Below are 21,516 nucleotides of genomic sequence, written 5' to 3' on the forward strand. Positions count from 1 at the left end.
GTTGAGTGGGGGCGTGCCTGGAGTTCCGCGGGGTGCTCTTCCGAGCGGGCGGCGCCTCGGCGCGGGGCACTCGGGCCGTGGCGGGCCCGTCCCGGGGCCGCCACGTCGAGACAGGAGGTGGAGGACATGGGCCATGGTGGGAACGTCATCGACGAGCTGGTGACCGATCACCGCGAGGTCGAGGAGTTCTTCGGCCGGATCGAGGCGCTGCCGGCCGGCGCGAAGGACCGCAGGCTCTACGCGGACCAGGCCACGATGGAGCTGGTCCGGCATTCGGTGGCCGAGGAGATGTACCTCTACCCGGCCGTGCGCGAGCACGTCCCCGGCGGCGGCGCGCTCGCCGACAAGGAGCTGCAGGACCACGCGCAGGCCGAGCAGCTGATGAAGGACCTGGAGGGCCGCTCGCCGGACGACCCCGAGTTCGACCGGCTGGTCGGCATGCTGATGAGCGAGGTCCGCGCCCATGTGGCCGACGAGGAGCAGAACCTGTTCCCCCGGCTGCGGGCGGCGTGCCCGGCGGAGGCCCTGGACGAGCTGGGCGACAAGGTCCGCAGGGCGAAGAAGACCGCCCCGACGCGTCCGCACCCCGCCGCCCCGGACAAGCCTCCGGCGAACAAGATGCTGAGCCCGGGCGCCGGACTGGTCGACCGGCTGCGGGACGCCCTGACGGGCCGCGGCAAGCCGGACTGACGGACTGACGGACTGGTGGACGGAGGGGACCGACAGACGCTCGCGTGGAACGGCCGTCCGCCTCAACGGCCGTTCGGTCCCCGGGCAGTTCGCCCGACCGGCGGGCGGACGGGGAGGCGCGGCGACGGGCAGGCGGCCGGACCGGGCAAGGGCCGGGAACCGAGCACAGGCCGCAACCGGGCACAGGCCGGATCGGGACGGACGGACCGGGTTCCTCGCGGAGCGCGTCAGGCGACGAGAGCCCGGCCCCGTCCGAGCCGGTCGAGGAGCTGAGCGCGGTGGAGCCGGGCCACCGGTGCGAGGAGGTCGGGATGGCGCAGCAGCGCCGCCGCCCGCCCGTCGCGCTCGTCGGGGGCCAGCAACCGTCGGAAGTCCGGCGTCGTCCCCCGCGTGTGGTCGCCCCCGGCGAGAGCGGCCACCGCGTCCGCCGCGAGCGCGGGATCGGCGAGCAGAGCGGCCGCCCAGCTTGCCGCGACCTCGTCCACCCAGCTGCGCCACGCCTCGTCGGTCCCGTCGGCCACGTCCGCGCCGCTGATCCCGTCGAGGCGGGCCGAGCCGCCGGCGCCGGCCATGCCGACCAGCGCGGCGTCCGTCGCCGTCGGGTACCGCAGCCACGCCGCGACCGTCGCGGCCTGGCGGGCCTGGGCCTCGCACAGGGCGGAGGCGAACGCGCCCCCGGACGCCGGGTAGGCGCGGGTCAGCCATTCGGCGGTGGCGGCGATGAGCGGGGAGAGATCTGCGAGCACGGGCGGCCGTCCGGGGTCTGCGGCGGGGAGCGAAGAGCTGCGGAAACCGTAGCCTGCTGCTCCCGGGGGAGGACATGGCCCAGAACCCTCCGGGCACGTGGTCTCGGCCACACGCCGGCCGCGGCGGGCGGGCTGCCGGCCGTTCCACCGCGCGCGGGAGTGCCAGGCCAGGAGCCCCCGCCCAGGGAGTTCGGGCCGACCGCTCGACCGCTCGACCGCCCGATCGGAGCCGGAGCCCGGAGCTGGAGCCGGACCGGGAGCCGGTGCCGGAGCCGGTGCGGGGCCGCCCGGTTGTCAGCCGGCGGGGGTGTGGAGGAGGCCGTTGATGAGGACGTTCAGGCCCCAGGCGTCGCGGTCGCCGGGCGACAGCAGCGCCCGGCGCAGTGAGGTGACCATCGGATAGCGGTCCGCGGGCAGGGAGGCGTAACGGCGGTCGGCCGCGGCGACGACGCTCTCCTCGCCCGCCGCCTGGGCGTTGTGGACGCTCTGCTCGGCGGCGGCCGCGGCGATGTGCAGATAGAGCAGGTCGACCGCCCAGGCGGCGGTGACGTCGTCGAGGCCGCCCTCCTTGAGCAGCGCGAGCATGCGGTCCAGGACGAGCAGTGCGTGGTCACCGGTCGGGATGGCGCCGAGGGCGACGGCGGCCAGACCCTCGTGACGGCTCATGGCCTCGATCGTGGCGACGGCCAGAGCCCGCAGGCGCTCCCGCCAGGAAGCCCCGGGGGCGCAGGGCGGGGTGAGGGGGACCTGGGCCAGGGCCGCGTCGAGCATGGCGGCCATGAGGTCGTCGCGGTTGGCCACGTAGACGTAGAGCGAGGCCGGGCCGGTGTCCAGCTCCTTGGCGACGCGACGCATGGTCAGGGCGTCCAGTCCGTCGCGGTCGAGGATCCGCAGGCCGGTCCGCACGACGGCGTCGCGGCTGAGGGGGGCCTTGGCGGGGCGCGTGCGGCGGCTGATCGGCTGCGAGCTCATGGGGAGAGCGTAGCCCCGGGCGAACGGCGTTTGGCACGAACATCGTTTGACACGAACACTGTTCGCTGCCTAGCGTGACACAAGTTGACGAACGACGTTCGTCACGAACATCATTCGCGGCCTGTGCCGGCCCGGCCCGTCTCGGACCTTTCGGCGCCCCGCGCCTCTGACCAGCAGAAAGACCCACGTCATCATGATTCTGATCACCGGTGGCCGCGGCGCGGTCGCCGCCCGCCTCACCACGCTGCTGCACCAGGCCGGCCTGCCGGTCAGGCTCGGCTCCGCCCGCCCGGAGGACCTCTCACCCCCCGCGGGCGTGCCCACCGTCAGGCTGGACCTCACCGACCCGGGCTGCTTCCCGGCCGCGCTGGCCGGCGTCACGTCCGTGTTCCTCTACGCCAGTGCCGACCGCATCACCGACTTCGTCGCCCACGCCCACCGGGCCGGGGTCGAACACGTCGTGCTGCTGTCCTCGGCCGGCGTGCTCGGACCCGACGCCGAGAACGACCCGCTCGCCAGGTCCCACCTCGACGTCGAGAAGGCCCTGCTCGCCTCGCCGATCACCACCACGATCCTGCGACCGGGCTCCTTCGCCTCCAACGCCTCGGCCTGGGCCTGGCCCGTGAAGGCGGGACGGCCGATCAGCCTGCCCTTCCCCGACGCGCACACCGATCCGGTCCACGAGGCGGACCTCGCCGAAGCCGCCCACGCCGTCCTCGTCGATCCCCGCCACCGCGGGGGCCGCTTCACCCTCAGCGGCCCCCGGTCGCTGACCTTCACCCAGCAGATCGACCAGCTCGCGGCCGTCATCGGCCGTCCCGTCAGGGCCGAGCGGGTCACCCCGCAGGAGTGGAAGCGGGAGATGGCGGACTACATCCCCGGCGTGTACGCCGACGCCCTCCTGAACTGGTGGGAGGCGAACGACGGCAAGCCCGTCGCCCTCACCTCCACCGTCGAGGAGCTCACCGGTCACCCCGCCCGCCCCTTCACCGTCTGGGCGGCCGACCACGCCGCCGACTTCACCGACGCCTGACCCGGGGCCGGCGGCGTGGCGGGCCCCCGACGTCTCGGCGGTCGGCTATCGGCTCGGCGCGTCCAGCCCCGACGACGTGTCCGGGTCCGGGTCGAACACCGGGTGGTAGCTCTCCGGCGGCGCGAGGCGGGCGGCGGGCAGGCCGCCGGTGTCGATGACGATCTGGTCCACGGCGATCGCCGGGTCGACCATGAAGACCCGCAGGACGTGCTCGCCGGGCTCGGCGACGGTCACCGACGCGGTCAGCTTCTCCACCCCCTCCTCGACGTTGCGCGCCCAGGCGTCGCCGCGGTTGCCGGTGGCCACGGCCCGCCCCGACAGGACGGCGGGCGGCTGGTCGTCCAGGGCGACGGCGAGCCGCCGAGCGCCCCGCTCGTCCAGCGAGGGCAGCCGGAAGAATCTCGTTCCCCTCGGCGGCGATCCCCAGCCCGGACGTCTCCCGCCCGGTGACCCGGGTGAGCGCCGGACGGCCCGGCGCCTTCGGGATCTGCGAGGGGTACGGATTGACGCAGCCGTTCCACTTCCCGCCCGCCACCTCGGTGTTGTATCGCTGGGTCAGCGCAGCCTCCTCGGCGTGCGCCGCCTCCGCGAGGTCCGCGAAGCGGTTGGTCCCGGCGCCGCGCCCCTGCCGTGCCGCCAGGGCGTTGCGGTCCTACACCCTGGGCCAGGGGGACGCCGCCGTCCACCACCGGGCAGCGCTGCGGTGAGGCGTTCCGGGCGACAGCGCGGGCCTGCCGTCAGTAGGCTCGCGGGCATGCGGATCTCCGTCTCCTCGGACATGGACGAACCAGTGGCCCGCGCCCTCGTCGCGGAGCTGCGCGGCCGCGGGCACGACGTCGTGCCGCACGGCGCGCTGCGCTCCGGCGACGACCCCCGGTGGGCGATCTGCTCCGCCGCGGCGGCGCGGGACGTGGCCGACGGGACGTCCGAGCAGGCGGTGGTGTGCTGCTGGACCGGCACGGGCGCGTCCCTCGCGGCGAACAAGATCGCCGGCGTCCGGGCCGCCCTGTGCACCGACGCCGGCACCGCCGAGGGCGCACGGCGCTGGAACGACGCCAACGTCCTCGCGCTCAGCCTGCGCCTGACCTCCGAGCCGCTGCTCAAGGAGATCCTGGACGCCTGGTTCGCCGCCGAGGCCGCCCAGGACGCCGAGGACCGGCAGAACCTCGCGTACGTCGCCGCACTGGACGCGTCAGGCGCGGCGGCAGGCGCCGCGGCCGGTGCGACAGGTGAGTCACATGCGATCGGTGTGTCACATGCGGCAGGCGCGGCCCACGGGTCGGGGGCGTCGGGCGGGTCGGGTGCGGCCCACGGGTCGGGGGCGCCGGGCGGGTCGGCGGCGTCGGGCAGGCCGGGTGCGTCGGACGCGGCCCGTGGTCACGTCCCCGCCCCTGACGGCTTCGGCGCGGGCGGGGCGCACTCGGGCCCGTAGGGTCCGCGCCCCCTTACGGACGGCTTCGCTGCTCCGTATGGGTCGCTCGGCCGTGTGGGGTACCCGCCCGGCGGGGAGGGTGGGCAGGTACGGACCGGCACGCACCTCCGAGCGAACCCGATCGGGAAGGGAACCCGAGATGCCCGTCGACCCGCAAGCGACGTCCGCCCGGCTCACCGACGACGAGCTCAGGACGCTGCACGCCCACTGGCGCGCCGCGAACTACCTGGCCGTCGGCCAGATCTACCTCATGGCCAACCCGCTGCTCAACGAGCCGCTGCGACCGGAGCACGTCAAACAGCGGCTGCTGGGCCACTGGGGCACCTCGCCCGGGCTGAACCTCGTCTACACCCACCTCAACCGTGTCATCAGCACCCGTGATCTGCGTGCCCTGTGCGTCTGGGGACCCGGTCACGGCGGGCCCGCGGTGGTGGCGAACTCCTGGCTGGAGGGCTCCTACTCCGAGATCTATCCGGACGTCAGCCAGGACGAGGCCGGCATGGCCCGGCTCTTCAAGCAGTTCTCCTTCCCCGGCGGCGTCCCCAGTCACGTCGCCCCGGAGACGCCCGGCTCCATCCACGAGGGCGGTGAGCTCGGCTACTCGCTCTCCCATGCGTACGGCGCCGCCTTCGACAACCCGGAACTGCTGGTGGCGTGCGTGATCGGGGACGGGGAGGCGGAGACCGGGCCGCTGGCCGCCTCCTGGCACTCCAACAAGTTCCTCGACCCGGTCCACGACGGGGCGGTGCTGCCGATCCTGCACCTCAACGGCTACAAGATCGCCAACCCGGCGGTGCTCGCCCGCCTCCCCGAGTCCGAGCTCGACGACCTCCTGCGCGGCTACGGCCACGACCCGATCCATGTCACCGGCGACGAGCCGAACGCCGTCCACCGCGCGATGGCGCAGGCCATGGACACCGCGCTGGACCGCATCGCCGCTCTCCAGCGCGCCGCCCGCGAGGAGGGCTCCGGCGAGCGCCCCCGCTGGCCGGTGATCGTGCTGCGCACCCCGAAGGGCTGGACCGGCCCCGCCCACGTCGACCGCGTCCCGGTCGAGGGCACCTGGCGCGCCCACCAGGTGCCGCTGTCCGCCGTCCGCGACAACCCCGAACACCTGCGGCAGCTGGAGGCGTGGCTGCGCTCCTACCGGCCGGAGGAGCTCTTCGACGAACGCGGCGCGCCGCGCCTCGACGTGCAGGCGTGGATCCCCGAGGGGGACCGCCGACTCGGCGCCGCCCCGCACGCCAACGGCGGGCTGCTGCTGCGCGGACTCCCGTTGCGCGCCTTGGACGCGTACGCCGTCCCCGTGGACAAGCCGGGCTCCGCCGTGCACGAACCGACCGCCGTGCTCGGCGACCTGCTCGAGGACGTGATGCGCTCCACCGCCGACCGGCGTGACTTCCGGCTCGTCGGCCCGGACGAGACCGCCTCCAACCGGCTCCAGGCCGTCTACGGCGCCACCGGCAAGGCCTGGCAGGCGCAGACCCTCCAGGTGGACGAGAACCTCGACCGGCACGGCCGGGTGATGGAGATCCTGTCCGAACACACCTGCCAGGGCTGGCTGGAGGGCTATCTGCTGACCGGCCGGCACGGACTGTTCTCCTGCTACGAGGCGTTCGCGCACATCGTCGACTCGATGGTCAACCAGCACATCAAGTGGCTGCGGGTGACCCGCAGGCTGTCCTGGCGGGCGCCCGTCGCCTCCCTCAACTACCTGCTCACCTCGCACGTCTGGCGCCAGGACCACAACGGCTTCTCCCACCAGGACCCCGGCTTCGTCGACCACGTCCTCAACAAGAGTCCCGAGGTCGTACGGGTCTACTTCCCGCCGGACGCCAACACCCTGCTGGCCGTGGCCGACCACGTCCTGCGCAGCCGCGACTACGTCAACGTGATCGTGGCCGGAAAGCAGCCCTGCTTCGACTGGCTGACGATGGACCAGGCCCGCGCCCACTGCGCGCGGGGGGCCGGTGTGTGGGAGTGGGCCGGCGCCGAGGACGGCGGCCGCGAACCCGACGTGGTGCTCGCCTGCGCGGGGGACGTGCCCACCCAGGAGGTGCTGGCCGCCGCCCAGCTGCTGCGCCGTCATCTGCCGGAGTTGGCGGTCCGCGTGGTCAACGTCGTCGACATCGCCCGGCTGCTGCCGAGCGGCGAACACCCGCACGGGATGGGCGACTTCGAGTACGACGGCCTGTTCACCGCCGACAAGCCGGTGATCTTCGCCTACCACGGCTACCCCTGGCTGATCCACCGCCTCGCCTACCGCCGCGCCGGCCACCGGAACCTGCATGTGCGCGGCTACAAGGAGATCGGCACCACGACCACGCCGTTCGACATGGTCGTGCGCAACGACCTCGACCGCTACCGCCTCGTCATGGACGTCATCGACCGCGTCCCCGGCCTCGCCGTGCGCGCCGCCGCGGTGCGACAGCGGATGGAGGACGCGCGACTGCGTCACCACGACTGGATCCGCGCCCACGGCACCGACCTTCCCGAGGTGGCGGACTGGGCCTGGGACGGCTGAGGCGACGGCCCGGCCACCGCCCTCCGGGAGCCCGGCCAGGGCGCACGGGGCGGGGCGGACGGCGCAGGGGAAGGGGCAGACGCCGAGCCGTCGTGCGCCCTGGCACGCTGGCGCGCCCGGTGCTTACAGTGGTCGGCCGGCCCCGCACACGGATCCCCGGGGCCCGCCCCACATCCCTGGTCACCGGCCGTCCGGCCCGGCGCCCGTCCGGGCCCGGCGACGGCCCGCACACCGGCGCGGCTTTCGCGGCGACGGGTGCGCGACCACCCGCGCGACAGGCACCATCCGTGACACCGCTCGGGCCGTGCGAGGGCCGTCCGCGGTACGAGCGTGCGTCGTGAGCCCGAGAGGCCTGGAGGCCGCTGTGTCCCGACCGTGCATCGCCCTGATCGCCGATCCCACCTCTCCCGAGGGGTGCCGTGAGTACCTCGCCGACGCCGTGGCACTGCTCACCGGCGCGCCGCCCGTCCGGGTCGACTCCCGGCACTTCGCCACCGGCGGAACAGGGCGGGCGACCCGCCACGACAACCGGTTACGGCTGCGGGTCCCCGAGGAGCGGCTCGACGTCGCGCCCGACGTCGTCCTGCTGTACGAGATCCCGCCGCACCGCCGCCGGGGCCTCGCCGGATTCCAGGAGCTCCTGGAAGCGCACGGCGTGGTCACCCTGGCCGCCGGTCCCGACGCCTGGCGGACGGCGACCGAGAAGAATCTGACCGTCGAACGCTTCCGCCGGGACGGCGTCGCCCAGATGGAGACCGTCGTGCTGTCCCGTCCCTCCGGGCAGGAGGCGGCCGACGCGTTCGACCGGCTCGGCGGCGACACCTGGGCCAGGCCGGTCGTCGGCACCGGCGGCAACGACACCTTCCATGTCACGACGTCAGCCCAACTTGCGGACGCCGCCGCCTACTACGCCGAGCGCGGCACCGACTGGCTGCTCTCCCGCGACGCCGGCAACCTGACGGCCGACGGAAGGCGCCATCAGTTCCGCGTCTTCGTCCTCGGCGACCGCGTCGTGCACGCCCGTGAGCACCTCCAGCCCGAGACCGACGCCCCCTGCAACACCTGTCAGGGCGCGACCGCCGTCCACATCGCCCCGCCGGACCTGGATCCCCGGCTGGCCGAGCTCGCCGTCGCCGCCACCGCCTCGGTCGGGCTGCCCTTCGCGGGCGTCGACCTGGCCGTGGAGCACGGCGGAGTCGTCTTCGAGGTCAACGTCCAGCCGGCCTTCGTCGACGGGGAGCGTGAACTGCACGCGGTGGCCGTGCCCTACGTCCAGGCGCACCTCGACGCCCTCGACTGGGGTTGCGGCGGCCCGCCCCGGGGGCTCACAGCCTCAGCGTGAACCAGGTCGTCTTGCCCTCGTCCGTCGGCCGCACGCCCCAGCTGGCGGCGAGGGCGCGGACCAGGAGCAGACCGCGGCCCGACTCCTCGTCCTCGACCGCCGAGCGCGGCTGGGGAAGCTGCGCGCTGCCGTCGCTCACCTCCACCGTCAGGTCGGTCGCCGTCCGGTGCAGATGCAGTCCGACCGGCCCCGTGGCGTGCTGGACGGCGTTGGTCAGCGTCTCCGACAGCAGCAGGAGGGCGTCGGCGGCGCTGTCCGCGCAGTTCCACGAGGTCAGCGCCTTGTGGAGGATGGCGCGCCCCTCCGGCACAGACGCCGGGACGGCCGGGAGGTGGGTGGTGACGGTGGCCAGCGGCGCGGCCGGGAGCTGCGCGAGCAGCAGGGTGACGTCGTCGTTGTGGCTGTCGGCGTCCGGCAGCAGACCGGCGAGGACGTGGTCCGCGGCGGCCTCCAGACACGGCGTGCCGACGAACAGGTCGTCCAGCAGCACGCTCAGTTCGCCGATGCGCACCTCGATGTCGCAGCCCGGCGTCTCGATCAGTCCGTCGGTGTAGAGCACCAGCGTCGCGCCCGGCGGTATCTCCGAGCTGGACTGCTCGTACAGCACGTCGCCCACGCCGAGCGGGGCGTTGACCGGACAGGGCAGGGCGCTGATCCCGTCGCCCGCCCCGGCCACCAGGACGGGCAGATGTCCTGCCGAGCAGACCGTCACCGTGCCCGCGTCCGGGGCGATCACCAGATAGCAGCAGGTGACGAGCTGGTCGGGCACGTCGAGGTCGGCGACGCAGGTGTCCAGCGCCCGCATCAGCTGCCGCGGCTGCATCCCGGTCTTCGCCAGTGCGTGCGCCGCCGACCTCAACTGGCCCATCACCGCGGCCGCTTCCAGCCCGCGGCCCATGACGTCGCCTATCAGCACACCGACCCGGTCGGCGCCCAGCGGAATCAGGTCGAACCAGTCGCCGCCCACGCCGGCGCCCTGGGTCGCGGGACGGTAGCGGCTCGCGGTGGCCAGGCCCGGCAGCGCGGGCGGCGTCCCCATCAGACTGCGCTGCAGCGTCAGCGCGATGTGTCGCTGCTGCTCGTACAGAGCGGTGAGCTCGGCCTCCGCGCGCTTGCGGTCGCTGATGTCGCGCACGATCGCGCAGGCCCCGACCACCGTGCCGTTCGTGTCGCGGGTCGGCCACAGCGTCACGTCCACGTCCAGCAACTGCCCGGTGGCGGTCAGCCGCAGCGTCTCGTAGTGCTCGACCTTCTCGGCGTGCCGCAGCCGCTTGAGCAGCTCGCTGACCTCCCCGCGCCGCTCCGCCGGGGCCAGCATCGACACATGCCGGCCGATGGCGTCCTCGGCGGTGTACCCGTACAGGCGCTGAGCGGCCGCGTTCCAGTAGGTGATGTAGCCGTCGAGGGTCTTGGCCAGGATCGCGTCCTGCGAGGACTCCACCAGAGCGGCGAGTTCGTTGATGCGCGCCTCGGCCGCCTTGCGGTCGCTGACGTCGCGCACGGCCGCCGACACCAGCAGGCCGTCCGGGGTCTCCAGCGGGCTCAGGCTGATCTCGACGGGGAACTCCGTGCCGTCCTTGCGCAGCCCGTGCAGTTCGAGACCCGCGCCCATCGGGCGCACCTGCCGGTTCGTCGTGTACCCGCTCCGGTGCGCGGTGTGCTGGCTGTGGAACCGGTGCGGGATCAGCAACTCGACGGGGCGGCCGAGCAGTTCCTCACGGCCGTGCCCGAACAGGGCCTCGGTCTGGGCGTTGACGAGCCGGATGGCGCCCGTGTCGTCGACGATGACCATGGCGTCCGGAGCCGCCTCGAGCAAGCCCCGGAACCGCTCCTCCGCCCCGCCTACCGCGTCCTGCGCCGGCTGGCAGGCGCACCGTTTTTTCTGCCCACCAGCCAGTGGGAAGCCCTGCTGTACGCCCTTCCCGTCCCTTTTCGCGTCCTGCCTCGCGTCCTGCTTCGCGCCTTGCTGTGCAGCGCCCGCCCCCGCCTTCGCGCGCCGCGCCGGTACCGCCCGCATCACGCCGGCCATCTTCCACCTCATCCCGCACGACGAATCAGGCCATCTCAGCGCCTCCGGCCCGGCGCCGCCGCGGGTTGTCGTTTACTGTCCGTCCCCTGTTCGAACCTGAACGTCACCGGACTCATCAGTATTCGAGAAGCGGCCGACCCCGGCCCGTGGATAGCGTGGCGTCGGATGGCCGGACGGCCAACTGGTCAGGTGGCCGGGCGGCCGGGTGCCCGGACGGGCCGGCCGGGCAACGGGGGAGCGCGCGGGTGCTCCCGAGCGAGTCGAGGGAGAGACGATGAGCATGGCCAGGAGGACGGACGCGCGGCAGTCCGCGTCCCACGTCGCGGACAGCCACGACCTGATCCGGGTGCACGGCGCGCGCGAGAACAACCTCAAGGACGTGAGCATCGAGATTCCCAAGCGCCGGCTGACGGTGTTCACCGGCGTCTCGGGCTCGGGCAAGAGCTCGCTCGTCTTCGACACGATCGCCGCCGAGTCGCAGCGGCTGATCAACGAGACCTACAGCGCCTTCGTGCAGGGCTTCATGCCGAACCTGGCCCGCCCCGAGGTCGACGTGCTCGACGGGCTCACGACCGCCATCATCGTGGACCAGCAGCGGCTCGGGTCCGACCCCCGTTCCACCGTGGGCACCGCCACCGACGCCAACGCGATGCTGCGCATCCTCTTCAGCAGACTGGGCGAGCCGCACATCGGGCCGCCCAGCGCCTACTCCTTCAACACCGCGTCCGTGCGGGCGAGCGGTGCGATCACCGTGGAGCGCGGCGACAAGAAGACGGTCAAGGCGACGTTCTCCCGCACCGGCGGCATGTGCACCCGCTGCGAGGGCCGGGGCACCGTCTCCGACATCGATCTGACCCAGCTCTACGACGACGCCAAGTCGCTGAACGAGGGCGCGCTGACGGTCCCCGGCTACAGCATGGAGGGCTGGTACGGGCGCATCTTCTCCGGCTGCGGCTTCTTCGACCCGGACAAGCCGATCCGCAGGTTCACGAAGAAGGAGCTGCACGACCTCCTCCACAAGGAACCGACCAAGATCAAGGTCGACGGCATCAACCTCACCTACGAGGGACTGATCCCCAAGATTCAGAAGTCGATGCTGTCCAAGGACATCGACGCGTTGCAGCCGCACATCCGCGCTTTCGTGGAGCGGGCCATGACGTTCACCGTCTGCCCAGAGTGCGACGGCACGCGGCTGAGCGAGGGAGCCCGGGCGTCGAAGATCGACGGGGTGAGCATCGCCGACGCCTGCGCGATGCAGATCAGCGACCTGGCCGAGTGGGTGCGCGGCGTCGAGGAGCCGTCGGTGGCCCCGCTGCTCACCGCGCTGCAGCACACGCTGGACTCCTTCGCGGAGATCGGTCTCGGCTATCTCTCGCTCGAACGGCCCTCGGGCACGCTCTCGGGCGGCGAGGCGCAGCGCGTCAAGATGATCCGCCATCTCGGCTCCTCCCTGACCGACGTCACCTACGTCTTCGACGAGCCCACGACGGGTCTGCACCCGCACGACATCAACCGGATGAACAACCTGCTGCTGCGTCTGCGGGACAAGGGCAACACGGTGCTGGTCGTGGAGCACAAGCCGCAGACCATCGCCATCGCCGACCATGTCGTCGACCTCGGCCCCGGCGCGGGCACGGCGGGCGGCAGCGTCTGCTTCGAGGGCGCCGTGGAGGGGCTGCGGGCCGGCGACACCGTCACCGGCCGCCACCTCGACGACCGGGCGGCGGTCAAGGAGACGGTGCGCAAGCCCACCGGCGCGCTGGAGGTCCGGGGCGCGTCGGCGCACAACCTCCAGGGGGTCGACGTCGACATCCCGCTCGGGGTGCTGGTCGTGGTCACCGGCGTGGCCGGCTCCGGCAAGAGCTCGCTCGTGCACGGGTCGATCCCGCCCGGGGAGGGCGTGGTGGCGGTCGACCAGGGGGCGATCCGCGGTTCCCGGCGCAGCAACCCGGCCACGTACACCGGACTGCTCGACCCCATCCGCAAGGCGTTCGCAAAAGTGAACGGCGTGAAGCCGGCGTTGTTCAGCGCCAACTCCGAGGGGGCCTGCCCCACGTGCAACGGCGCCGGCGTCGTCTACACCGACCTGGCGATGATGGCGGGCGTCGCGACGACCTGCGAGGAGTGCGAGGGCAAGCGGTTCCAGGCGTCGGTGCTGGAGTACCGTTTCGGCGGCCGTGACATCAGCGAGGTGCTGGCGATGTCGGTGACGGAGGCGGAGGAGTTCTTCGCCGCGGGCGAGGCGGCCACGCCGGCCGCGCACCGCGTCCTGCAGCGGCTCGCCGACGTCGGCCTCGGCTACGTCAGCCTCGGTCAGCCCCTCACCACGCTCTCCGGCGGCGAGCGGCAGCGGCTCAAGCTGGCCACGCACATGGCCGACAAGGGCGGCGTCTACGTCCTCGACGAGCCGACCACCGGTCTCCACCTGGCCGACGTCGAGCAACTGCTCGGCCTGCTCGACCGGCTGGTCGACGCCGGGAAGTCGGTCGTCGTGGTCGAGCACCATCCGGCGGTGATGGCGCACGCCGACTGGATCATCGACCTCGGGCCCGGAGCCGGCCATGACGGCGGTCGCATCGTCTTCGAGGGCACCCCCGCCGACCTCGTCGCCGCCCGTTCCACCCTCACCGGCGAGCATCTGGCGGACTACGTCGGCGCGTGACGTCCCCCGGGGCGGCGCACCGCCGCCCCGGCACGCCGCCCCTGTACGCCGTCCCTCCCTCGGGGGTCCGGGGGAGGGGCGGGCGGGCGTGCCGAGTCAGTGTGCGCCGAGTCCTCCGCCGCCGAACGAGCCGCTGCTGCCGCGGCTCCAGCGCGGCCGTTTCTGGTCCGCGCTGGCTCTGGTCTGCATGTTGGTCAGCTCGTAGGGGGTGAGGGGGCGTCCGCCGTCCGGCGTCCGCGGCACCTCCTCGGGCTCCCGGTGCTCGCGGATCTCGCGCACCGCCCCGCCGGGCGGGAGGTGCGGCTGTTCGTCGGGGCGCGGTCGATCCGACTCGCGCGACTTGATGCGCGCGCCCAGCCAGAAGCTCCCGCCCAGAACGATCACGAGGAGCACCGGGACCATGAACAACCCGAGGCTGAGCAGGCCGCTCGTGGCGGCCAGCTGCTGGCTTGCGGTAGTCATATCAGAAAAATACCCCTGAAACGGACCACGAACCGAACATTCCGCTTCCGGTTCCTGGCGCACCCGCGCGCCCCGCGCACCCCGTGCGCTCCGCTCAGGGTGCGCGCGCTCTGGTCGGCCGTCCGCATGGCCGCCGCCGCACGGTTTGGTCCTGCGAACACCGGCTACCCGATCCGACGTGACTTCGACGACATCCCAGCAGGAGCTCTTCCGGTTCCTGGAGGACCGCTTCGCCTGCGCGCAGGCGTGCGCCGAGTGCGCGCAGGCGTGTGCGCTGCGCGCGAGCCTCGTGGACCCGGACCGAACCGACCGGCAGGCGCTGGTGCGCCGCAAGGGCATCATGTGCGCGGAGGTCTGCGACGCGACCTGCCGCGTGCTGTCCGAGGAGAACCGGATGGACGAGGACGGCATCCGCGCCCAGTTGGAGTGGTGCCGCACCGTCTGCCTGGAGTGCGCGCACGCCTTCGACGGGCACCCCGGCGCCGAGGAGAGCGCGGCCGCCTGTCGGGCGTGCGCGCAGGCCTGCACGGAGTTCATCGCGACGCTGAACTGAGCCGGCCGCGTCGCCGGAGCTTCGTGGCTTTGCGTCGCCCCTTGTGCATTCCCAATTTCTGGAACACGTTCTACGGTGTGCGCCGTCAGGACACCGGCCTTGGGAGCCAGGAGGCGCCGTGCACCTCGACCACACGCCCGAGCAGCTGCGGCTGCGCGCGGAACTACGCGCCTACTTCGCCGAGTTGGTGCCGGACAACGCCTACGCCCGGCATTCCGACCCGGTCGGCGCGAAGGTCTTCTACCGCGCCACCATCCGCCGGCTCGGCGCCGACGGCTGGCTCGGCGTCGGCTGGCCGGAGGAGTACGGCGGCCGCGGCCTGACCCCGATCGAGCAGTTCGTGTTCTTCGACGAGGCCGCCCAGGCCGGCGTGCCGCTGCCCCTGATGGCGCTGAACACCGTCGGGCCGACGATCATGCGGTACGGCACCGACGAGCAGAAGGCGTACTTCCTGCCGAAGATCCTCGCCGGGGAGATCGACTTCGCCATCGGTTACAGCGAACCCGACGCGGGCACCGACCTCGCAGCCCTCAAGACCCGCGCGGTACGCGACGGCGACGCCTACGTCGTCAACGGGCAGAAGATCTGGACGACCAACGGCGACACCGCCGACTGGGTGTGGCTCGCCGTGCGCACCGACCCCGAGGCCCCGCCGCACAAGGGCATCTCCATGCTCCTCGTGCCGACCACCGACCCCGGCTACTCCTGCACCGTCATCCGCACGCTCGCCTCGCACGACACCACCGCCAGCTACTACGAGAACATCCGCGTCCCCGTCTCCCGGCGCGTCGGCGCGGAGAACCAGGGCTGGCGGCTGATCACCAACCAGCTCAACCACGAGCGCGTCACGCTCGCCGCGCACGGCACCATGGCCATCCGCGCCCTGCACGACGTGCAGCGCTGGGCGACCGAGACCAAGCTCGTCGACGGCCGCCGCGTCATCGACCTGGCCTGGGTGCGCCGCCGGCTGGCGCAGACCCATGTGAAGCTCGACGCCCTCAAGCTCCTCAACTGGCAGATGGTCACGGCCCTGCAGAACGGCACCCTCACCCCGCAGGACGCCTCCGCCGTCAAGGTGTACGGCTCCGAGGCCCGCCGCGACGCCTACGCCTGGCTCATGGAGGTCGTCGCCGTGCCCGGGACGCTCCAGGAGGGCTCCGCGGGCGCGGTGCTCCACGGCGAACTGGAACGCGGCTACCGCTCGGCCGTGATCTTCACCTTCGGCGGCGGCAACAACGAGATCCAGCGGGAGATCATCTCGTGGATCGGCCTGGGGATGCCCCGGGTACGGCGGTAGTGCTGTGACCGCGAACCTTTCGCCGGGTGGATGAGCCGCTGATCGATAAAAGAGGGGTCGGGTCGCTTCCTCCGGGCGAGGTACGGTCCTGCCATGTCCCGATCAGTCGATGTCGCCCTCTCCCAGCCCCCCGTGACAGCGGACGACCTCGACCTTGCCGTGCAGCTCGCCGTGTCGGCCCTTCGCGAGGCGCCGCCGGTCGCGTGGGAAGGAAAGGCCGGTTCGCTGGAATGGGACTGCTGGGAAACCGTCGAGCACCTCAGCGACGACCTCTTCGCCTACGCTGCGCAACTGGGCCCCAGAACGCCGCCCTTGGACGGCGAGGTGCCCTTCGTATGCGAGAGCCGACGGCCCGGCGGCCCGGCGAACGCCGTTCACGCGAACCGCGAGGCGGGGCCCGCCGGTCTGCTGCAGGTGCTGGAAGCGAGCGGTGCGCTGCTGGTCGCCATGGTGCGCACGACGCCTCCGCAGACCCGCGCCCACCACGTCTTCGGCGTCTCGGACCCCGAAGGCTTCGCCGCGATGGGGATCGTGGAGACGCTGGTGCACACGCACGACCTGGCACAGGGGCTCGGTCTCGCATGGAGCCCGCCTGCCGATCTGTGCGCCCGGGTGCTCGCCCGGCTGTTTCCGGATGCGCCGTCGCCCACGGACCCCTGGCGCACCCTGCTGTGGGCCACCGGACGCGCCGAACTGCCCGGGCGTCCTCGTCTCACCGCCTGGCGCTGGGACGGTACACCCCGGGCATAGGCTCGCGTACGTGCGCCGCCGCGCCGTGCCGCGCCGACGGTTCACATGCCGCCTCAAGTCCGCTGTTTCGGCCCCGGGGCGCCGAGTCGGGGGCGTCAGGCGTTGCGATGGGCCGGAATCCGCAGACTCACTTCGTAGCCGCCCCCGGAAGTGGGCCCGGACTCGAAGGCGCCGCCCAGGAGTTCGGCCCGCTCCCTGAGCCCGATCAGCCCATGACGGCTCCCGGGGAGAGGCAGCGAGGGCCGGGTCGGGGCGGTGTTCGTGATCGTCACCCCGAACGCCGTGCCGTCCTCGGCACGCCACAGCCGTACGACCGCCGAGGCTCCCGGCGCGTGCTTGCGGACGTTGGTCAGGGCCTCCTGGACCGTGCGGTAGACGGCCCGTTGGGCGGTGGTGCCGACCTCGGAGGGAAGTTCGCCGGAGATCTCGGCGTCGATGGCGCTGGTCGTGACCAGTGTGCGGAGGTCGGCGAGGGTGGGCTGCGGGGTGAGTTCGGTGGACCGGCCGCCGGACGCCCGCAACAGGGTCACCATGTGCCGCAGTTCGTCGAGGGTGTCGACGCTGAGGGAGCGGATCGTGCGTGCGCCGTCCCTGAAGTGCGGTTCGGTGGCGGCGACTTGGAGGGCGCCCGCCTGCACGGCGATGAGGCTGACCTGGTGGGAGACCACGTCGTGCATCTCCCGGGCGAGCTGGGCGCGTTCGCGGGCGAGGACGGCCTGGGAGTGCAACAGCCGTTCGTGTTCGCGGGCTTCCTCGATCTCGACGAGCCTGCGCGCCAAGTCACGCCGGGCCTGGACGAGTTGGCCGAGGAGCACGGGGGCGGCGGCGGTGGCGAGCGTGTAGAAGAAGTAGACCAGGGTCCAGGTGCGCTCGTGCGCGGAGAGGTCGTCCAGCGGCCAGGGGGCGGCCGAGGCGAGGGCGAACAGGACGGCGCATCCGACCAGGAGACGGCGGTTGCGGGAGCGTTCGGCCAGCGTGAACAGGGCGGCGAACGGGGCGAAGACGATGTCCAGCGCGAGGCTGGCGGGGAGGGTGAGCAGGAACACCGGGAGCGGGAAGCGGCGTCGTACGGCGAGCGAGGCGCAGGCGAGAGCGGCGGCCGCCAGTTCCGGGCGGCCCACGTCCTCCAGGTTGAGCAGGACGTCCACGACGGCGACCGCGACGACCAGGGCGTCGACGACCGGTTCGGGGACCCGTGCCCGGCGGGCCGCCGGCGTGCTCATCGCCCGGACTCCGGGCGCCGTCGCTCCGTGTCCGCGTCGAGGAGCCCCGCGCGCTGGGCGAGCAGCGCCGCCTGAACCCGGCCGCCCACCCGCAGTTTGGTCAGGATCGCGCTGACGTGGTCCTTGACGGTGCCCGCGCTGAGATGGACGCGGGCGCCGATCTCGGCGTTGGACAGCCCCTCCGCGATCAGCACGAGCACCTCGCGCTCGCGTTCGGTGAGCCGTCCGACGCGGGCGGCCTCCTGGTCGTCGGCCGCCGTCGCGCCGGGGTGGCTCTGCCAGACGGCCTGGGACGCCTTCGGCGACATCACGACCCCGCCTGCGGCCAACGTGCGTACGAGTTGGGCGAGTTGGTCCGGCTCGGTGTCCTTGAGCAGGAAACCGGCCGCGCCGGAGCGCAGTGCGGTGAGGATGTACTCGTCGGCGTCGAAGGTCGTCAGCATCGCCACCACCGGCGGTTCCGCAAGAGCGCGCAGTCGGCCCAGCACGGTCAGTCCGTCCACGTCCGGCATCCGGATGTCGAGCAGGACGACGTCGGGGCCGGTACGGCGCACGGCGTCGACGGCCGCGGCGCCGGTCGCGGTCGCGACGACCTCGATGTCGTCGGCCGCGCTCAGGATGAGCTCGAAGCCGGAGCGCACCAGCGCCTCGTCGTCCACCACCATGACCCGGATCACGCGCGTCCCGCCTCGCCGTTCCTGTGCGCACGGCTTCGCCGCGCGTGGATGTCGATCGTCATCGCCTCGACGATAGGACAGCAACCACCTGCTGAGACGGTTCGATCGGGCACTCCCGCCGTCCGGGGGGTGCGTTCCCGCCGAACGGGGGTGCCGCGGAGACGGCCGACGCCGTCGCCGGACCGCCGCCCGGCGGGGGCCCGACCCGCCGGGCGGCGGGGGAGGACCGGACGGCCGCCGGATACCGCGGGCCGGGCTCGCTCGCCAACCTCGAAGGATGACGCAGAACGCACACGACACGGCGCTCACGGCGCCGAGCACGGACCGCCCTCGGGCCACCGAGAAGGAGCCGTCGAAGGCCCCGGATACGCCGCGAGTGCCGGTCGGCCGCCTCATAGGCGTCGACCTGGCCCGAGGCCTCGCGGTCTTCGGCATGTACGCCGCCCACGTGGGCCCCGACCCGTCCCAGGGCGGCGTCACCGGGCACGTCATGGAACTGGCGCACGGTCGTGCCTCCGCGCTCTTCGCCTTCCTCGCCGGCTTCTCGATCATGCTGATCACCGGCCGCCGCAGTCCGAAGACGGGCCGGGCGGGCCGCCAGGCGGTGGCCAAGGTGGTGATCCGGGCGCTCGTCCTGCTGGCCCTCGGCACCGCGCTGACCATGAGCGGCACACCGGTCGAGGTGATCCTCGCCTTCTACGGCCTGTACTTCCTGCTCGTCCTGCCGCTGTACCGGCTCGCCGCCGGCCCGCTGGCCGTCATCGCCGCAGCCAGTTCCCTCCTCCTGCCGCAGGTCCTGTACGTCGTCCAGCACGCCCTCCCCGAAGGCGGCGCCGACGGGATCTGGGCCCGGCCCGCGAGCGCGGACGGCATCGTGTCGCTCCTGTTCACGGGCAGTTACCCGGCCCTGACCTGGATCCCCTTCGTCATCGCCGGCATGGCGGTGGCCCGCCTCGACCTCGCCGCCGCCGTCGTCCGCACCCGCCTCGCGATCACCGGCGTGTCCCTCGCCGTCCTCGGCTACGGCGGCTCCTGGCTGGCGCTTCATCTGGTCCCCGGCGCCCTGTCGAAACTGAGCGCGGGCGGCTGGGGCGAGGGAGGATCGGTCGCGTCGGCCTGGTGGTCCGACACCTGGGGCTATCCCGACGGCAGCACCCCGGTGGGGCTCCTGGTGGCCTCGCCGCACAGTGAGACGACGCTCTCGGTCCTCGCCAACGCCGGCGTGGCGATCGCGGTCCTGGCCGCCTGCCTCGCCGCGGTCGACGCCTTCCCGCGCTTCCACCGATGTGCCCGTCCGGTCATCGCGGTCGGCTCGATGTCCCTGACGGCCTACGTCTTCCACATCGTCGGCATCCGCTTCCTCGGCATCGAGGAACTGCCCGGCTCCCCGCTGCACGTCCTCGTCGGCTTCATCGCCGCCGTCACCGTGTTCGCGACGCTGTGGTCCCGCTTCTTCCGGCGCGGGCCACTGGAGTGGCTGCTCGGCAAGGCCGCCAAGCCCGCCCAACTCGTCCGGTAGGTGTGCCGCCGAAGGCCCCATGGGCGCCGTCCGGCCGACGGTAGGGCCTGTCGGCCCATTCCTGCGGCAGGTCCTGATGAGGACAGTGGTGACGGAACGCCGCTTCGTGGGCAAGAGGCCCGCGGTGCGCGAGCGCTCTCGGCGGTGCGGTCCACCGTGCACAGGAGAGGGGCGGACGGACATGGCTCAGGGGTCGAGGTCGAAGAGCGGCGGTGCGTCGCCGGGTGCGTCGGCGCCCGGCAGGGCGTGGCTGATGCTGGCGACGGCCACGGTCGGGTTCGCCGTGAACTTCTGGGCGTGGGCGCTGCTCAGTCCGCTGGGCCCGCGCTTCAAGGACGGCCTCGACCTGTCGTCGTTCCAGCAGTCGCTGCTCGTGGCGGTCCCGGTCGTCGTCGGCTCCCTGGGGCGTGTGCCGGTCGGTGCTCTCACCGACCGGTTCGGCGGTCGGGTCATGTTCCCGATCGTGTCGGGGGCCGCCATCGTCCCGGTGCTCTATCTCGGCCTCGCCGGGCATTCGTCGCTGACGGCCCTGCTGGTGGGCGGGTTCTTCCTGGGAATCGGCGGAACCGCCTTCGCCGTCGGCGTCCCGTTCGTCAACGCCTGGTTTCCGCCCGAGCGGCGGGGGCTGGCCATCGGCGTCTTCGGCGCCGGGATGGGCGGCACCGCGATCAGCGCCCTGACCACGGTGAAGCTGGTCGACGCGCACAGCATGCCCACCCCGTTCCTGATCACCGCGGCCGTGCTGGCCGCCTACGCCGTGATGGCCGCGTCGGTGCTGCGTGACGCGCCGGGTCGGACCGTGCCCACCGAGCCGCTGTCGCGTCGCCTGGCCGCCGCCCTCCGCCTCGGGATCACCTGGCAGGCGTCCGCCCTCTACGCGGTGGCGTTCGGCGGCTATGTCGCCTTCTCCGTCTACCTGCCCACCTACCTCAGGACCGGCTACGGACTCACCCAGGCCGACGCCGCGAACCGCATGGCCGGGTTCGTCCTGCTGGCGGTGGCGATGCGGCCCGTCGGCGGCTGGCTGTCCGACCGGCTGGGCCCGGTCCGGATCCTGGCCGGCGCCCTGACCGTGGTCGTGGCGGGGGCGGTCGTGCAGTCGTTCACCCCGGTGCTGGCGCCGGTGGGCGCCCTCGCCTTCCTGGCCATGGCGGCCGCGCTCGGTGCGGCCAGCGGGGCGACCTTCGCGCTGGTGGCCCTGCTCACCCCGGCCGACCGGGTCGGCTCCGTCACCGGTGTGGTCGGCGCCGCGGGCGGCTTGGGCGGCTTCCTGCCGCCGCTCGTGATGGGCTCGCTCTACGGCGCGTACGGGACGTACGCGGCCGGTCTGGCCCTGCTCGCGATCGTGGCCGCGGCGGCGCTGGTCTACACCCTCACCGTCGTACGCGCGGCAGCCGGAGCCGGAGCCGGAGCCGGAGGCGGCGAGCGTGAGCCGCGCGCCGGCCGCCGACGCGGCCGCCACCACACCGCGGACACCCCCGCGTGAGAGCGAGCGGACGAGATCGACGGACCGAAGACATCGGCCGTGGCGTGGCTGTCGGCCCTGTCGGGGGCGGCGGTCGTAGAGTCGGGCGGCCGGAACCGATCGCGATGCGAACGGGCCGC

General features: G+C 73.0%; 17 protein-coding genes and 1 pseudogene. 11 read left to right on the plus strand and 7 right to left on the minus strand.

What is annotated here, in order from left to right:
* Positions 1-126 precede the first annotated feature (126 nt).
* Positions 127-690, plus strand: coding sequence for a hemerythrin domain-containing protein (locus ABT300_RS09660; RefSeq protein ID WP_351673728.1), 564 nt, complete (start codon positions 127-129; stop codon positions 688-690).
* 227 nt (positions 691-917) lie between these two features.
* On the opposite strand, the gene ABT300_RS09665 is transcribed toward ABT300_RS09660, so the two are convergent.
* Together ABT300_RS09665 and ABT300_RS09670 are read right to left on the minus strand one after the other, a co-directional pair.
* Positions 918-1,436, minus strand: a complete 519-nt coding sequence (locus ABT300_RS09665; RefSeq protein WP_351673729.1) for a hypothetical protein — start codon at positions 1,434-1,436, stop codon at positions 918-920.
* Positions 1,437-1,730: 294 nt separating this feature from the next.
* A complete protein-coding gene (locus tag ABT300_RS09670) occupies positions 1,731-2,408 on the minus strand; it encodes a TetR/AcrR family transcriptional regulator C-terminal domain-containing protein (RefSeq protein ID WP_351673730.1) in 678 nt (225 codons plus the stop codon).
* A 193-nt stretch (positions 2,409-2,601) separates the two neighbouring features.
* Between ABT300_RS09670 and ABT300_RS09675 the strand changes: the two genes are divergently transcribed.
* Positions 2,602-3,441: an NAD(P)H-binding protein gene (locus ABT300_RS09675; protein WP_351673731.1), complete on the plus strand. Its 840-nt coding sequence runs from the start codon at positions 2,602-2,604 to the stop codon at positions 3,439-3,441.
* A gap of 45 nt (positions 3,442-3,486) precedes the next feature.
* Here ABT300_RS09675 and ABT300_RS09680 read toward each other — a convergent pair whose 3' ends face one another.
* Positions 3,487-3,945 (minus strand): hypothetical protein, encoded by a 459-nt coding sequence (locus ABT300_RS09680; protein ID WP_351673773.1) that lies wholly within the window; start codon positions 3,943-3,945, stop codon positions 3,487-3,489.
* Between the two features lie 250 nt (positions 3,946-4,195).
* Here ABT300_RS09680 and ABT300_RS09685 point away from each other — a divergent pair.
* The 3 genes and pseudogenes from ABT300_RS09685 to ABT300_RS09695 form a co-directional block, all read left to right on the plus strand.
* A pseudogene (locus ABT300_RS09685) lies at positions 4,196-4,633 on the plus strand (RpiB/LacA/LacB family sugar-phosphate isomerase); the annotation flags it as partial.
* 379 nt (positions 4,634-5,012) lie between these two features.
* The gene (locus tag ABT300_RS09690) at positions 5,013-7,397 is read left to right on the plus strand and encodes a phosphoketolase family protein (RefSeq protein ID WP_351673732.1); all 2,385 of its coding nucleotides are present in this window, start codon (positions 5,013-5,015) and stop codon (positions 7,395-7,397) included.
* 364 nt (positions 7,398-7,761) lie between these two features.
* On the plus strand, positions 7,762-8,739 hold the full coding sequence (locus ABT300_RS09695; protein ID WP_351673733.1) for an ATP-grasp domain-containing protein: 978 nt from the start codon (positions 7,762-7,764) through the stop codon (positions 8,737-8,739).
* On the opposite strand, the gene ABT300_RS09700 is transcribed toward ABT300_RS09695, so the two are convergent.
* Positions 8,723-10,531, minus strand: a complete 1,809-nt coding sequence (locus ABT300_RS09700) for a PAS domain S-box protein (RefSeq protein WP_351673774.1) — start codon at positions 10,529-10,531, stop codon at positions 8,723-8,725. The genes ABT300_RS09695 and ABT300_RS09700 overlap by 17 nt on opposite strands.
* Positions 10,532-11,042: 511 nt before the next feature.
* Between ABT300_RS09700 and ABT300_RS09705 the strand changes: the two genes are divergently transcribed.
* Entirely contained in the window at positions 11,043-13,430 is a 2,388-nt protein-coding gene (locus ABT300_RS09705; RefSeq protein ID WP_351673734.1) for an ATP-binding cassette domain-containing protein, read from the plus strand.
* Positions 13,431-13,526: 96 nt separating this feature from the next.
* On the opposite strand, the gene ABT300_RS09710 is transcribed toward ABT300_RS09705, so the two are convergent.
* Positions 13,527-13,892 (minus strand): DUF6479 family protein, encoded by a 366-nt coding sequence (locus ABT300_RS09710; protein WP_351673735.1) that lies wholly within the window; start codon positions 13,890-13,892, stop codon positions 13,527-13,529.
* A 178-nt stretch (positions 13,893-14,070) separates the two neighbouring features.
* On the opposite strand from ABT300_RS09710, the gene ABT300_RS09715 reads away from it, so the two are divergent.
* From ABT300_RS09715 to ABT300_RS09725, 3 genes are all read left to right on the plus strand, one after another.
* Positions 14,071-14,445 carry a four-helix bundle copper-binding protein gene (locus ABT300_RS09715; RefSeq protein WP_351673736.1) on the plus strand — a complete coding sequence of 125 codons (375 nt, stop codon included), beginning with the start codon at positions 14,071-14,073 and terminating at the stop codon, positions 14,443-14,445.
* A 118-nt stretch (positions 14,446-14,563) separates the two neighbouring features.
* On the plus strand, positions 14,564-15,742 hold the full coding sequence (locus ABT300_RS09720) for an acyl-CoA dehydrogenase family protein (protein ID WP_351673737.1): 1,179 nt from the start codon (positions 14,564-14,566) through the stop codon (positions 15,740-15,742).
* A gap of 93 nt (positions 15,743-15,835) precedes the next feature.
* A complete protein-coding gene (locus tag ABT300_RS09725; protein ID WP_351673738.1) occupies positions 15,836-16,492 on the plus strand; it encodes a maleylpyruvate isomerase N-terminal domain-containing protein in 657 nt (218 codons plus the stop codon).
* A gap of 95 nt (positions 16,493-16,587) precedes the next feature.
* Here the strand turns inward: ABT300_RS09725 and ABT300_RS09730 are convergent, their stop codons facing one another.
* Both ABT300_RS09730 and ABT300_RS09735 read right to left on the minus strand, forming a co-directional pair.
* A complete protein-coding gene (locus ABT300_RS09730; RefSeq protein WP_351673739.1) occupies positions 16,588-17,715 on the minus strand; it encodes a sensor histidine kinase in 1,128 nt (375 codons plus the stop codon).
* The gene (locus ABT300_RS09735) at positions 17,712-18,380 is read right to left on the minus strand and encodes a response regulator (protein WP_351673775.1); all 669 of its coding nucleotides are present in this window, start codon (positions 18,378-18,380) and stop codon (positions 17,712-17,714) included. Before ABT300_RS09735 ends, ABT300_RS09730 begins: the two co-directional genes overlap by 4 nt.
* A 289-nt stretch (positions 18,381-18,669) precedes the next feature.
* On the opposite strand from ABT300_RS09735, the gene ABT300_RS09740 reads away from it, so the two are divergent.
* On the plus strand, positions 18,670-19,911 hold the full coding sequence (locus ABT300_RS09740) for a DUF418 domain-containing protein (protein ID WP_351673740.1): 1,242 nt from the start codon (positions 18,670-18,672) through the stop codon (positions 19,909-19,911).
* A gap of 181 nt (positions 19,912-20,092) precedes the next feature.
* Complete coding sequence (locus ABT300_RS09745; RefSeq protein WP_502977906.1) at positions 20,093-21,397, plus strand: MFS transporter; 1,305 nt, start codon at positions 20,093-20,095, stop codon at positions 21,395-21,397.
* Positions 21,398-21,516 lie beyond the last annotated feature (119 nt).

The sequence above is a fragment of the Streptomyces sp. NPDC001027 genome, assembly GCF_040299045.1.
Classification (GTDB): domain Bacteria; phylum Actinomycetota; class Actinomycetes; order Streptomycetales; family Streptomycetaceae; genus Streptomyces.

What these genes read in the sequence shown, in the direction of transcription:
- ABT300_RS09660 (WP_351673728.1), top strand. Translation starts at nt 127, where the DNA reads ATGGGCCATGGTGGGAACGTCATCGACGAGCTGGTGACCGATCACCGC.
- ABT300_RS09670 (WP_351673730.1), bottom strand. Translation starts at nt 2,408, where the DNA reads ATGAGCTCGCAGCCGATCAGCCGCCGCACGCGCCCCGCCAAGGCCCCC.
- ABT300_RS09675 (WP_351673731.1), top strand. Translation starts at nt 2,602, where the DNA reads ATGATTCTGATCACCGGTGGCCGCGGCGCGGTCGCCGCCCGCCTCACC.
- ABT300_RS09690 (WP_351673732.1), top strand. Translation starts at nt 5,013, where the DNA reads ATGCCCGTCGACCCGCAAGCGACGTCCGCCCGGCTCACCGACGACGAG.
- ABT300_RS09700 (WP_351673774.1), bottom strand. Translation starts at nt 10,531, where the DNA reads ATGGTCATCGTCGACGACACGGGCGCCATCCGGCTCGTCAACGCCCAG.
- ABT300_RS09705 (WP_351673734.1), top strand. Translation starts at nt 11,043, where the DNA reads ATGAGCATGGCCAGGAGGACGGACGCGCGGCAGTCCGCGTCCCACGTC.
- ABT300_RS09710 (WP_351673735.1), bottom strand. Translation starts at nt 13,892, where the DNA reads ATGACTACCGCAAGCCAGCAGCTGGCCGCCACGAGCGGCCTGCTCAGC.
- ABT300_RS09725 (WP_351673738.1), top strand. Translation starts at nt 15,836, where the DNA reads ATGTCCCGATCAGTCGATGTCGCCCTCTCCCAGCCCCCCGTGACAGCG.
- ABT300_RS09730 (WP_351673739.1), bottom strand. Translation starts at nt 17,715, where the DNA reads ATGAGCACGCCGGCGGCCCGCCGGGCACGGGTCCCCGAACCGGTCGTC.
- ABT300_RS09735 (WP_351673775.1), bottom strand. Translation starts at nt 18,380, where the DNA reads ATGGTGGTGGACGACGAGGCGCTGGTGCGCTCCGGCTTCGAGCTCATC.
- ABT300_RS09740 (WP_351673740.1), top strand. Translation starts at nt 18,670, where the DNA reads ATGACGCAGAACGCACACGACACGGCGCTCACGGCGCCGAGCACGGAC.
- ABT300_RS09745 (WP_502977906.1), top strand. Translation starts at nt 20,093, where the DNA reads ATGGCTCAGGGGTCGAGGTCGAAGAGCGGCGGTGCGTCGCCGGGTGCG.